Below are 12,817 nucleotides of genomic sequence, written 5' to 3'. Positions count from 1 at the left end.
CAGAGAGAGAAGATTTTTCTACCACTCCTCCGGATTCTAACGATGAAAGATTTTGGGCGAATCCTGGTTGAGAAGACTGAGGCCATAGTTGAGCAGTGGGTAGAAGCAGTGCATCAAGATCAGCACATTGAAAGTGCAGATGACCTCTCTCCGACAGCGATTCGCAATCATATTCCTCACGTCTTGGCCGCAATGGCTACTGTACTTTGTGAATCTCAGGACAGTAATGTGCAGGAGCTAGTAGCTGCCAGTCTTAATCATGGGATTTGGCGGGCGGAGCAAGGATTTGACCCCAGAGAAATTGCGCGGGAATATCGCCTGTTGCGCTCAGAAATTTTCACAGCTTTACAGACTGAGTTACTACAGGCAGAGCCCGCCGCCATCATTCGAGCGTTCCGGCTGATTGACGTGGTGGTGGATGAGGCGATCGCTCAATGCTTCAAGAGTTATGTAGAAGAGCGACTCCGAGAACTGGACCAACTCCAAAGCCAGCTTGCCCTCACCAATCAAGAGTTAACCCGTTTAGTCCGCACCAGCCAAGAGAATCTTTCTTTATTAGCCCACGAACTCAAAACGCCACTCAATTCCATCATTGGCTACTCAGAACTCTTTTTGCGTCAGCAGCAGCGGCAACAATTTGAGGTAAAAGATAACTTCCCGAGTATCGAGAATATTGAGCGGGTGCTCCGGCATGGCCGCGGCCTATTGCGCTTGATCAATAATGTTTTAGAGCTGTCGCGTTACGAAGCAGGCAACATGCAGCTTCAGCTGACTGAAATTGATGTGCGCTTAGTCGTCAATAGCGTGATGGAAATGCTAGAACCCGTAGCACTAGCAAAAGGACTGATCCTAGACATTGATTACGATGCGGCTCCTGCCAAGATCGCAACCGATCCTCTCCGCTTGCAGCAGGTCATTACTAACCTGATTAGCAATGCGATTCGTTATACGGATACAGGGACAGTTCATGTCCAGTGTCACAGCCTACCCGATCAACATTGGTCGATCGCGATCGCTGATACAGGGCTGGGCATTAGTTCTGAAGATCAAGTACGAGTCTTTGATCCTTACTTTCGAGTCAACGATCACTCCCCCTCGGTATTGCCCGAGAGTACTGGCCTAGGCTTAGCGATCGTGGCGCGATTGGTGCAGTTGTTGCAGGGTCAAATTCAACTGGTGTCGGAGTTGCATGTAGGCTCTACCTTCACCGTCGTTTTTCCGCAACATATTTCAGCCGCCAATCCGTCTATCGGCCTTACCAGCTTGGTCAGGTAAGCTTTAATGCTGAAGAGGTAGCCAATCAAAGACAGCAAAATTCTTTCCCTCGTACGAGGCGAGAGTCAAGGCGGGCTGGTTAAGCTACTTCTAATCAGCAGGCGATCGCAGCCAAACGGCAAGCAGCAATATGGTGGACTTTGGGCAACTACTGACCGACAAGATAGAGATCATTGAGCAAAATTGGGTGAGTGCTGTACGGCAGGATAGCCAAATCGAAATTGCTCAGGAGCTGACTTACAAAGCCCTGCGCAATAGCTTCCCCAAAGTTTTGCAGGCAATGGCTAGCATTTTGTCGAATGACGGAGAAGGAGACCTACAAAAGCTAGTCGAAAGCAGTTTAGAACATGGCATCGTCCGCGCCGAGCAAGGATTTGACCCAGCCGAAATCGCCCGTGAGTACCGTCTACTACGCGCCGTGATCTTTGAAACTTTAGAGACAGGATTGCTGCAAAGCTCCCCCAAAGAACTACTGCGAGCTGTGCGCTTGATTGACACGGTAATTGATGAAGCGATCGCTCGTTGTTTTAAGAGCTATACCCACGGACGGCTGAAAGAACTAGAGCAGCTACAGACGCAACTGAAACTCACCAATCAAGAGTTAACTCGTTTAGTGCGGGCCAGCAAAGAGAATTTGTCGCACCTAGCCCATGAACTCAAAACTCCCTTAACTTCCATCATTGGCTACTCGGATCTGTTTTTACGTAAACACCGACAGCCCGAGGAAGATAAAGATAACTATCAAGAGTTGGAGCACATTGAGCGCATTCTCCGCAGCGGTCGGCAGTTGCTCCACTTGATCAACGATGCTTTAGAAATTTCTCGGTACGATGCTGGCAGGATGAAGCTGCACCTAGCACCGATTCAAATACGAGGGATTATTCAGCAGACTTTAGAAATTGTTGAACCTTTAGCCCGCAGCAAAGAGTTGCAGTTGGTAGTTGACTGCGATCGCGCTCCTGAAGAAGTCGTCACTGACGCTTTACGCTTGCAGCAGGTGTTGATGAATCTGCTTAGTAACGCCATTCGCTACACCGAAACAGGCTCGATTCATATCACCTGTGAAACCCAACCCAACCAAACTTGGGCGATCGCGATTAGCGATACAGGAGTTGGGATTGAGCCTGACAACCAAACTCAGATTTTTGATCCCTATTTTCGAGTCATGCCCAATAACCAGTCCTATCTGTCGAATAGTACAGGCTTAGGACTGGCGATCGTGGCGCGATTAGTTAAACTGCTGCAAGGTGAGGTCGAGTTGGCCTCTCAAGTGGGAGTTGGCTCTACCTTCACGGTGACTTTGCCACTGGAGGTTAAACCTGCTGAAGGGATGCTGCCCCAGGAATTGTCTCTCCAGAGCGAGTAAGTGGCTGAACTACCCAGGCGGAGGTGAGGTCTTCGAGGACTTCGTGGTGATGGGTTAGCGCCAGTTCATCAGTCGTTAGGACTTGTAACGTGGGTAGATAAGCGCCTTGCTCCGAGATTTGATGACCATAGCCCACTAATTTGCCTAACTGCCCAGTCATTTGATGTTGTACGGAATCGCCAATCGTAAACATAGCTAATTCAACTCCTGCTCTAATCTTGAGTGAAGTAGTGATCGAGGAAGTTCAACACATAATTCCGGAGGTCAAAATACTCGCGAGAGTTACGCATTGAAGCGCGATCGCGGGGATGAGGAAAGGGGACATCTAAAATTTCACCAATCTTGGCCGCAGGGCCATTGGTCATCATGACGATGCGATCAGACATATAAAGCGCCTCATCGACATCGTGGGTAATCATCATTACGGCCTGCCGTTGGTTCTCCCAAATATCCAGCACTTGCCGTTGCAACTTGCCTCGCGTCAAGGCATCCAGCGCCCCAAACGGTTCATCCATCAGCAGCATCTTGGGCCGAATCGCGATCGCCCGCGCAATCCCGACTCGTTGTTTCATCCCACCCGAAATTTCGTCTGGATATTTGTCGGCGGCAGCAGTAAGATTCACCATCGCCAAATGTTCATTGACGATCTGCTGTTTCTCACGAGCAGGGACGCGCTTTAGCACCTCATCTACTGCTAAGCGAATGTTTTCCCGGACTGTCAGCCACGGCAACAAAGAGTAGTGTTGGAATACCATCATCCGCTCGGCTCCTGGCTTGCGGATTTCTCTGCCTTCTAGCCTAACAGACCCACCACTGGCCGTTTCTAAACCCGCAACAATCTTCAACAAGGTTGATTTACCGCAACCCGAGTGACCAATGACAGAGATGAATTCATTTTCACCAATGGTCAAGTCAATACCATCTAAAACGACAGACTCGCCCCCACCCGCTGTGGGATAAGCTTTGACCAAGTTCTCAATTACCAAGAAACCACCCGGATGAGTTGGGGTGCGACTATCAGACTCAGCAAACTGGCTAGTGGATTTGACCATGATTAACTCCGAAGCGGCTACGAGGTAAGGAACAAAACCTTAAGAGAGGAAAAATCGTTGGGGTGCGTTAGCGCGAATAGCAAAACTGTTGAGATAACCCACGGGATCGCTGGGGTCAAATCCCTTCTTATCAATAAATACTTCCGGTGACTCGACTTTGTAATCTTCTTGGGGAGAGGCGATCCCCATTTCAGCAGCAATCTCACGATATAAATCAGCTCGCCAACCTTGGGTGGCCAGTTCTTCGGCGTTCTTAGGAAATTCTTTGATTTGTCCCCAACGCGCTGCCTGTGTCATCAGCCAAATACTACGCGATCGCCACGGGAAGGTAGAGTGTTCGTTGGGTTGCTTGGGGATATTGTCAGGGATATCAAAGAAAATCGTGGTATCGAGTGAACGATCAATCCGCTCTTTGCCGTCAAAACCACCATAGTTATACTCCCCGATGATTGCAGGGCGGGTGAATTTGGGTTTCGCTCCCGTAAACGATCGCTCGGAAATGAGTTGAGCAACTTCAGCCCGATTTTCCGGTTTGCTGCAATACTGGCAAGCCTCAATCATGGCTTTGACTAAAGATCTGTAAGTTTTGGGATTTTCGTTGATGAACGATTCCATCACACCCAACAAGCGATCGGGGTGTCCCAACCAGATCTCCTTTCCCTGAGCAAAGGTAAATCCAACGCCCTCCTTTCCTTTACCCAAGGGGCTAATGGCACGGCTATTCCACGGCTCCGCCACCATGTATGCTTGCATTGCCCCAATCCGCACATTGCTCACCATCTGCGGTGGTGGAATAATGATGACGCGAAATTCCTTTAGCGGGTCTATTCCTGCGGCGGCGGCCAGATAGCGGACAAAGTATTCATAAATGGCAGAACTGAGCACCACTGCCCAAACCCGCTGCTCGGAGGGTTGATTCTCAAAATAGTTTCTGAAGTCGCGGCCAAAGGCTTCTAGGTCACCGTTGTAGTCTCGCCAGGGCCGAATGCCTGCATCCCACATTTTGCGATTCATGGTCATGGCGTTTCCGTGGCGATGAATCGTCATCGCGGCACAAAGCGGCGCATGTCTGGCTCCCTCAGCGCCAATCCGGGCGTTAGTTACGGCTCCAGAAACCACGGGAGCGGCATCGGTACGGCCAAAGATGATGCCATCGCGAGAAGTTGCCCAACTGGCTTCTCGGTTGAGTTTTACATTGAGACCATACTTCCGAAAAAAGCCTTTTTTCCAGGCGATCGCAAACGGCGCGCAGTCATTCACGGGCACATAGCCCACCGTGAGATCCGGTTTCTCTAGATCTTCTGGCCTGACTACCTGTTTGATAGCTAAAGCTTCTTCGGTTAAACCTTTAGCACTGCGATCGCCACTAATGCTACAGGAGGCAAGAGTCGTGCCTACCGCAGCAGATCCCATCCCCTTAAGAAAATCTCGTCGGGTCCATTGATGCTCAAATGTATCGCTCATAGTCGAAAAAGTTTTTAGCAATTAGGTCAGAGGCTATTTGACGACTGCTGTTCACTATTCAAATCGCCTCCTAGCCCCCCAATTCTGGGGGAATTGGTGAGGGTCTAGAAATTAGTGCCCGGTGTAGTGCGATGGGTGACCAGCTGTTCTACCTTGCTAACGGCGTAGTCGAGCAACAATCCTGTGACACCAATGACCAAAATCGCGAGGAATACTGAGTTCAAGTTCAAGCGGTTCCACTCATCCCAGACAAAAAAGCCAATCCCAATACCACCTGTGAGCATTTCTACAGCCACAATCACCAGCCAGGCGATACCCAAACTGATCCGTAGGCCAGTAAAAATATAGGGTAGGCTCGCAGGCCAAATGATTTTAGTAATGCGCCGCCAACGAGGCATCTCTAAGACTCGTGCCACATCAATGTAGTCTTGGGACACGCTAGAAACACCCAACGCAGTGTTAATAATGGTTGGCCATAAAGAGGTAATAAAAATGACGAAAATGGCCGAAGGATCAGCCAAGTTAAAGATAGCCAAGGCGATCGGCAACCAAGCAAGCGGTGAGACAGGTTTAAAGATTTGAATCACCGGATTGAGCGCCATCATAGCGGGCTTAGACATGCCCACCAAAAAACCAATTGGGATCGCTACGATCGCTGCCAAGAAAAACCCTAGGATCACTCGGCGTAGGCTAGCTAGGAGTAACCAACCAATGCCCAAGTCACCTGGGCCGCGCCGATAAAATGGATGCAAAATGTAATCCAAATTAGCGACTAAAGCTTCTGGCGGGGTCGGCATTAAGTCAGGATTAAAGATGGCTGCCAACCACCACAGCAAGATAATGCCTAAAAACCCGAGTGCGGGCAGTAGAACTGTATCTCGAATTAAAAGTGGTTTAGCTCGTCGCCAAGCTACCTGTCCTGCAACCGCGATTGCAGCAAGATTGAGTTGAAGCATGAATTTATCTCAGAGTCGAGGCAGGTACAAGTAAGTCGTCGCTATACCAACCAAGGACACTGAAAAGACCAGATTAAAAAATGCTGATCTTCAGTCTCCTCCCAATGCCGACGGAGTTAGCTGACGGGCTAGGACTGAGAGATGTCCCCCCTGGCTGCTTTTTAGAAATAAAGCTTGCTCAAGATAAGCCCCAAATTTTGGTTCCTCCGCTCCAGTTCTTAACTCTAAAGCTTCCGGCTTTAAATAAAGCGATCGCACTTTTAGACGCTGGATTAGGCTAACTTACTTATTGAATTCCCCGCAGTCTATCACTAGTTTTTGCGATCGGCAATCATTCTTGAGATGGAAGCAAAAAATTGTTACTAAATCATTGAATTCCAGGGCTAAGAGCGACTTTCAGGAGTCAGTTAGAGGTTAATTAAGATAGTAGTAAAAGCTACAGTCAACTAAATATAAAACTAATTTTCCTACCATTAAGAACGAGTAATTCTATTAAGAATTAACTCCCTAACTCTAGGTTTAGTAACTCCTACCACGCTTTTTATTTATAGTAATTTGAGAGCATTTAGACAAAATTTCCGTTGAGGATCAAGAGCGATCGCGTGAGTTCTGGCCCCGGTTCCTTGTTATGCTGAAACACTGGACTCGCTATTGATCGAAACCATGCCTGCGCTGACTAACCCGTCGATTACTGCTTTTCCTCTCGCCGCTGTTGTGGGCCAAGAAGCCATCAAGATGGCGTTGTTACTAGCTGCCATTGACCCTGGCTTGGGTGGCGTAGTGATTGCAGGTCGTCGAGGCACCGCCAAGTCAGTCATGGCGCGGGCAATTCACGCCCTGTTACCCCCCATTGAAATCGTCAAAGGCTCCGCTTGCAACTGCGACCCCAACAATCCCCGCGAGTGGGATGACCAACTACTGCTTGAAGCCGCCAATGGTCAGATGCCTGTAATCGGGGGTCAGCCGCTTCCCTTCACCGAAGTCGTTCCTTCACCCTTTATCCAGATTCCGCTAGGTGTGACTGAAGACCGCTTGCTCGGTTCGGTTGATGTCAGCCAGTCAATCAAGCGTGGGGAAACCGTTTTTCAGCCCGGATTGTTGGCTGAAGCGCATCGTGGCGTGATGTATGTCGATGAAATTAATCTCCTAGACGACCAAATTGCCAATCTCCTGTTAGGCACCCTGACCGAAGGACGCAACCAAGTGGAGCGGGAAGGTATTAGTTTCCAGCACCCTTGCAAGCCGTTGCTGATTGCTACCTACAACCCCGAAGAAGGTTCGCTACGAGAGCACTTGCTAGATAGAATTGCGATCGCCCTCTCTGCGGATGCCGTTTTAGGGATTGATGAGCGGGTGCAAGCGGTAGACCAAGCCACTCAGTACGCTAACTCTCCCCAATCTTTCTTAGAGCAGTACGACGAAGATTTAGATGGCCTGAGAACGCAAATTGTCTTAGCTCGCGAGTGGCTAAAAGATGTCCAAATTCAGTCAGAGCAAGTTGCCTACCTCGTCAATGAAGCCCTACGGGGCGGGGTGCAAGGCCACCGGGCGGAACTGTTTGCCGTGCGAGTCGCCAAGGCTCATGCCGCATTAGAAGGTCGAGCCAGCGTCAATGCCGAGGATTTGCGGCGAGCTGTAGAACTGGTGATTGTGCCCCGATCCACAGTCGTTCAAACCCCGCCCGAAGAGCCCCCTGCGCCCCCACCGCCACCGCCCCAACAAAATCAAGACGAACCGCAGGACGAATCTGAGCAAGACCAGGACGAGCAGGAAGAAAAAGACGAGCAGGACGAACCAGAGCAAGAGCAAGAACCGCCCAACGTCCCGGAAGAGTTTATCTTTGACCCCGAAGGTGTGATTCTTGACCCATCTGTGCTGTACTTTGCCCAGATGGCGGCTAATCGGCAGGGTAAGTCAGGCGCTCGGACAATTATCTTCTCGGAAGATCGGGGCCGCTACATCAAACCGATGTTGCCGAGAGGCCAAGTCCGACGGATTGCAGTAGATGCCACGCTACGCGCTGCCGCCCCTTACCAGAAAGCCCGTCGTCAACGTCAACCCGACCGTCGGGTAATTGTGGAGCAACCGGATATTCGGGCTAAGCGCTTAGCCCGGAAGGCTGGAGCCTTAGTTGTGTTCGTGGTTGATGCTTCTGGCTCAATGGCGCTGAACCGGATGCAGTCGGCTAAAGGTGCTGTCTTGCAGTTGTTGACCGAAGCCTACCAAAACCGTGATCAAATTGCCCTGATCCCCTTCCGAGGCGAACAGGCAGAAGTGCTCCTACCTCCTACTCGCTCGATCGCGGCTGCCAGAAAACGGCTCGATCGCATGCCTTGCGGGGGCGGTTCTCCTTTAGCGCATGGTTTAACCCAAGCAGTCCGGGTGGGCATGAATGCTCAGCAGTCAGGAGATATTGGTCAAGTGGTGATTGTGGCGATTACCGATGGTCGCGGCAATGTATCGCTGGCGCGATCGCTGGGTGAACCGATTCAAGAGGGCGAAAAGCCCGATATTAAAGGAGAATTGCTAGAAATCGCTGGAAAGATTCGCGGCCTGCGAATTCAACTGCTGGTGATCGACACAGAAAGCAAGTTCATCTCCACAGGTTTCGCCAAAGAGCTAGCCAAGCACGCAGGCGGCAAATACTACCATCTCCCCAAAGCGACCGATCGCGCCATTGCCTCGATGGCCAGAAATGCGATCGCCGATGTCAGAACCCGCTAAGCCAGAAAACCAAGCAGCAACAAAAATGCCAGATTGATTAAGTTCAATCTGGCAGATGCAGGAGGATCTGATGTAGGAAAATCTATGGCTAACTTAGATGGCTAATCTGAGATTAGCTAAATTCTAGGGGTCAGTTTGCAATTCTTGAGGCTGGAGATAGGCCACCATCTGCTGGATGCCTCTCTGAATGCGGCGGGTCACTGTCATCGGGCTGACTTCAATTCGCTCTGCTACTTCTTTGCGGGACAAGTCGCTGAAGTAAACAAGCTCGATCGCGGCTCTTGTCTTGTCCTCTAGTTGGCTCAGCGCTCTCTGCAACTGCTGACGGTCTTCTTCGAGTAACTGCAAGGTTTGGTAGTGGGCATCGGGGAGCATGTCGCCCAATGTCACGGTTGAGTCTACTTGCTGTGAGACTGTGGCGTCTAAACTCAACAAGGAGCGATTCTTGCCCGCGAGTTTGATTTCTCTCCATTCGTTGACCGAGACGCCTAGCTCAGTGGCAACTTCTGCGTCCTGGGGTTGCCGTCCCAAGTCTTTCATCAACGCTTCGCGCACCTTTTGGCCTTCCTTCTGCAAATCTTGCCAGCGACGAGGAATCTTGACCGTGTTGCCGCGATCGCGGAGGAAGTGGAGCATTTCACCGCGAATGTAGGGAACGGCGAAAGAGCTGAAGGCACAACCTTGGGACGGGTTGAAGCGCTCGATAGCGCGGATGAGACCGAGGTGGCCGATTTGCTCGAGGTCTTCGTAGGGTTCTGCACACTGATGGCTGACTTGGTGAGCAATCTTCCGTACCAGTCCAGCGTTGAGGCGGACGAGTTGGTTGCGACGCGAGACGGAGGGATTCTGGTGGTAAGCAACCAGGAGTTCCATGACTTGAGAGCGGGGGGAAGATTGGGTAGTCATCACACAGAGCCTTGCATCAGAGTTGAACTCATTCTCGCGATCGCGCTCCATAAAGAGGATCGTTGTTTTACGGGAATATTCTGCACCCCAGTAAGTACGATCAGGGGAAACACGGACCTATCTTTTCTGGCTCAGGCTGAGTCAAACCTCTAAAATGTTGCTTTTTCTGCTGGAAAAGCCGTGAACTACGGCGATCGCTTCAGCAGTCAAGCCGCGAAAATATCCGTCTAGCAAGAGCTGTGGTCAACTCAGAACCTATCCTGAAGATTTCATAAAGCTCATTTTGACGCCTGAATGCAACGTTACACAGATTTACAGATGGGTAAACCCGAAGGTCATCACCAAGCGCCAAACTGCCCGGAACCTCAGTCAGAAAAATTGTAGTTATCAGTACTAGAGCTTTTACAACTTGCTCTGCTCTATGTCATGCCACTTATGCTTACTTCGTTCCGAGTCACGCACCTAGCTTTATTTGCAGGCGTTCTTGTAGGGCTGACAGGCGTTGCGACCCAGTTTAGGCACCCTCAGCAGCCTTTGATTAGCCAAGCGATCGCTCAGCCTCAACCAGCCGCTCCAGATTCTAGAACTGATTACAGTCCTGTCGTGCTGACTCAGCTCACCGAAAATGGCAAAAATCTAACGGGACAGCGGCCCAGCGCGATCGTGGCTCAGTTATTTGGGGCTACGGAACCATTATCTAAGTTTGGCTTGGAGCAACTTGAGATTAGTTATTCCCCATCTGGAGAAGCGATCGCGCTACTAACCCAAACAGGATGGCAAGACGATTCGGTTAATGGTGTGAGATACCGAGTGGAATTACAGCCGCAACCCAGCGACATCGGTAGCCAATGGCAAGTGGTTTGGGTTGGCAAACAGTCTAAGTGCCAACCAGGACGGGGCCACCAAAATTGGTCTACGGCTTTGTGCTCTTAATTCGGAATTTCAGAGCTCAGAGCTAAGGTTTAGGCCCAAAAGTTCAAACCCAAAAGTTCAAACCCGAAAATTAAGCTTGAAGCTGCGAGGCTGGTTGCACCAACTTAGCGACAGCGGCGACCAACTCTCCTGGCTCTATAGGTTTCGCTAAGTGCATCTGAAACCCTGCTTCGATCGCGCGCTTACGTTCCTCCACGCGGGTATAAGCAGTAAGGGCGATCGCGGGAATATTACCTCCTTGCTCTGCCCCTAGTCTGCGAATTTGGCGAATGAGCTGGTAGCCATCCGCATCTGGCATGCCAATATCGCTCACCAGCACATTGGGCTTGAAATCGCCGAGGGCTGTCACCGCATCTGCCACGCAGGAGACAATGTTCACCTCCGCGCCGTATTGCGCCAAGGCCGTCGATAAAAACTCTCTGGTGTCTGGATCATCATCGACTACCAGCACCCGGAAACTAGATAGCGAAGGTACCTCTGTATTCACAGCCGCAAGATGCGTCATTGGATAGCCTTCCTCCGCATCTTGTGGGTCGATTAAGGTAGCTGCTTGCGGCAATTTAACAATAAACCGCGCCCCCGGACCGTCTGGGTTGCTAGCTGCCTCCACCGTACCGCCATGCAGTTCGACCAAATGCCGCACGATCGCCAGCCCTAAGCCTAAACCACCGTAAGGCCGAGTCGTGGTGCTATCGGCTTGACGGAAGCGGTCAAACACATAGGGTAAAAACTCTGGACTAATCCCGATTCCTGTATCAGTCACTTGGATTTGAGCATAGCGTTGCGGTTGGCCTTGACCATTGTCGCTGGCAACATCCTCTTGACCAAAGGATAAGCTCACCTCCACCTTGCCTTCCTCGGGGGTGAACTTAATCGCGTTTGATAGCAGATTCCAAACCACCTGCTGGAGACGGTCGGGGTCCCCTAAAATTAGCTCTCCTGGTGGGTCAAATTTAGTTTCAACCTGAATAGACTTGCTGTCAGCCATCGGACGCAGGGTATCCATTGCGGCTTCAATCACCCCAATGGGATTAACGGAACGAATTACCAGTCGCAGCTTGCCGCGAATAATCCGCGAGACATCCAGAATGTCTTCAATTAACTGCGCTTGGACTTTGGCATTCCGCTCAATCGTTTCTAGGGCTTTTGTTGTGGTCGCCTCATCAAATTTACGAGTGCGGAGGAGGCGAGCCCAGCCCAGCATGGCATTGAGAGGAGTCCGCAGTTCGTGAGAGAGGATAGCGAGAAATTCATCTTTAATCCGATTGGCAGCCTCAGCTTCTTGTCTAGCGATTTGTTCGCGCATGAACTGGGCTCTGGCTTCTTCTGCCTGTTTGCGCTCTGTCACGTCTTCAATGGTGCCGACGTGGCCCAGCAGCTTGCCGTGGTCTGAAACCATTGGAGACGATCGCACATGGGTCCAGCGAATCGTGCCATCGGGGGCCTGAAAGCGAAATTCATCAGAATATTCTCGGCCCTTCTTGGTGTAGGCCAACCATTCTTGGGCAGCACGAGGTCGATCTTCTAGATAAACCGATCGCAACCAGCCTTCGCCTAAACTAGCTGCTTCATCCAAACCACAAATCACTTGATAGCGGGGGTTAGTGTAAGTGCAGCATCCTGCCATGTCCGTCAGAAAAATACCTACAGGCGAGCAGGCACTGAGGGAGCGAAAGCGTTCTTCACTTTGCTTCAGCTCAGCATTGATGGCACTGAGTTGGGCTGCTTGCCGCTTCACCTCTTCTGTTTTCTTGAACAAATCAACGAAAACGGAAACTTTCGAGAGCAGAATTTCGGGCTTAACTGGCTTGAGGAGGTAGTCTACCGCGCCTAAAGAGTAGCCCTTGAACACCAGGGAATCGCTACTGCTAAAGGCGGTCATGAAAATGATCGGGGTATGCTGCGATCGCGTCCGTTCTCGAATTAAAGTGGCAGTTTCAAAGCCATCAATCCCTGGCATCTGCACATCTAGCAGAATCACCGCAAAATCTTGATGGAGCAGGCAGCGTAAGGCTTCTTCGCCGGAACTCGCCCTGACTAAGTTTTGGCCCAAGCTTTCTAAAATTGCCTCTAAAGCCAACAGGTTTTCCGGATAATCGTCAACCAGGAGAACATTAACTTTGGGTTCAGACGACATGGGC

The 12,817-nt window shown here is 50.7% G+C and carries 10 protein-coding genes and 1 riboswitch; of the genes, 4 read left to right on the top strand and 6 right to left on the bottom strand.

What is annotated here, in order from left to right:
• Positions 1–42: 42 nt before the first annotated feature.
• Both H6F72_RS05310 and H6F72_RS05305 read left to right on the top strand, forming a co-directional pair.
• Positions 43–1,275 (top strand): HAMP domain-containing sensor histidine kinase, encoded by a 1,233-nt coding sequence (locus tag H6F72_RS05310; protein ID WP_190432505.1) that lies wholly within the window; start codon positions 43–45, stop codon positions 1,273–1,275.
• A gap of 130 nt (positions 1,276–1,405) precedes the next feature.
• Positions 1,406–2,641, top strand: a complete 1,236-nt coding sequence (locus H6F72_RS05305) for a HAMP domain-containing sensor histidine kinase (RefSeq protein ID WP_190432504.1) — start codon at positions 1,406–1,408, stop codon at positions 2,639–2,641.
• Here H6F72_RS05305 and H6F72_RS05300 read toward each other — a convergent pair.
• The 4 genes from H6F72_RS05300 to ntrB all read right to left on the bottom strand — a co-directional run bounded on the left by H6F72_RS05300 (position 2,589) and on the right by ntrB (position 6,113).
• Positions 2,589–2,834, bottom strand: a complete 246-nt coding sequence (locus H6F72_RS05300; RefSeq protein WP_190432503.1) for a hypothetical protein — start codon at positions 2,832–2,834, stop codon at positions 2,589–2,591. The genes H6F72_RS05305 and H6F72_RS05300 overlap by 53 nt on opposite strands.
• 19 nt (positions 2,835–2,853) lie before the next feature.
• The gene (locus tag H6F72_RS05295; protein WP_190432502.1) at positions 2,854–3,693 is read right to left on the bottom strand and encodes an ABC transporter ATP-binding protein; all 840 of its coding nucleotides are present in this window, start codon (positions 3,691–3,693) and stop codon (positions 2,854–2,856) included.
• A 39-nt stretch (positions 3,694–3,732) separates the two neighbouring features.
• The gene (locus H6F72_RS05290; RefSeq protein WP_190432501.1) at positions 3,733–5,157 is read right to left on the bottom strand and encodes an ABC transporter substrate-binding protein; all 1,425 of its coding nucleotides are present in this window, start codon (positions 5,155–5,157) and stop codon (positions 3,733–3,735) included.
• A 104-nt stretch (positions 5,158–5,261) separates the two neighbouring features.
• Positions 5,262–6,113, bottom strand: a complete 852-nt coding sequence (ntrB, locus tag H6F72_RS05285) for a nitrate ABC transporter permease (protein WP_190432500.1) — start codon at positions 6,111–6,113, stop codon at positions 5,262–5,264.
• A gap of 90 nt (positions 6,114–6,203) precedes the next feature.
• A riboswitch (cyclic di-AMP (ydaO/yuaA leader) is annotated at positions 6,204–6,362 on the bottom strand.
• A 414-nt stretch (positions 6,363–6,776) separates the two neighbouring features.
• Between ntrB and bchD the strand changes: the two genes are divergently transcribed.
• Complete coding sequence (gene bchD, locus H6F72_RS05275) at positions 6,777–8,837, top strand: magnesium chelatase ATPase subunit D (RefSeq protein WP_190432498.1); 2,061 nt, start codon at positions 6,777–6,779, stop codon at positions 8,835–8,837.
• 123 nt (positions 8,838–8,960) lie between these two features.
• Here bchD and H6F72_RS05270 read toward each other — a convergent pair whose 3' ends face one another.
• The gene (locus H6F72_RS05270; protein WP_190432496.1) at positions 8,961–9,743 is read right to left on the bottom strand and encodes an RNA polymerase sigma factor SigF; all 783 of its coding nucleotides are present in this window, start codon (positions 9,741–9,743) and stop codon (positions 8,961–8,963) included.
• 426 nt (positions 9,744–10,169) lie between these two features.
• Here H6F72_RS05270 and H6F72_RS05265 point away from each other — a divergent pair, with 426 nt between their 5' ends.
• A complete protein-coding gene (locus H6F72_RS05265; protein ID WP_190432494.1) occupies positions 10,170–10,676 on the top strand; it encodes a hypothetical protein in 507 nt (168 codons plus the stop codon).
• A gap of 70 nt (positions 10,677–10,746) precedes the next feature.
• Here H6F72_RS05265 and H6F72_RS05260 read toward each other — a convergent pair whose 3' ends face one another.
• Entirely contained in the window at positions 10,747–12,813 is a 2,067-nt protein-coding gene (locus H6F72_RS05260; RefSeq protein ID WP_190432492.1) for a response regulator, read from the bottom strand.
• Positions 12,814–12,817 lie beyond the last annotated feature (4 nt).

The organism is Trichocoleus sp. FACHB-46 (assembly GCF_014695385.1).
Classification (GTDB): domain Bacteria; phylum Cyanobacteriota; class Cyanobacteriia; order FACHB-46; family FACHB-46; genus Trichocoleus.
Note: the sequence above shows the minus strand (reverse complement) of the source record. Positions and strands in the feature narration are given on the sequence as shown.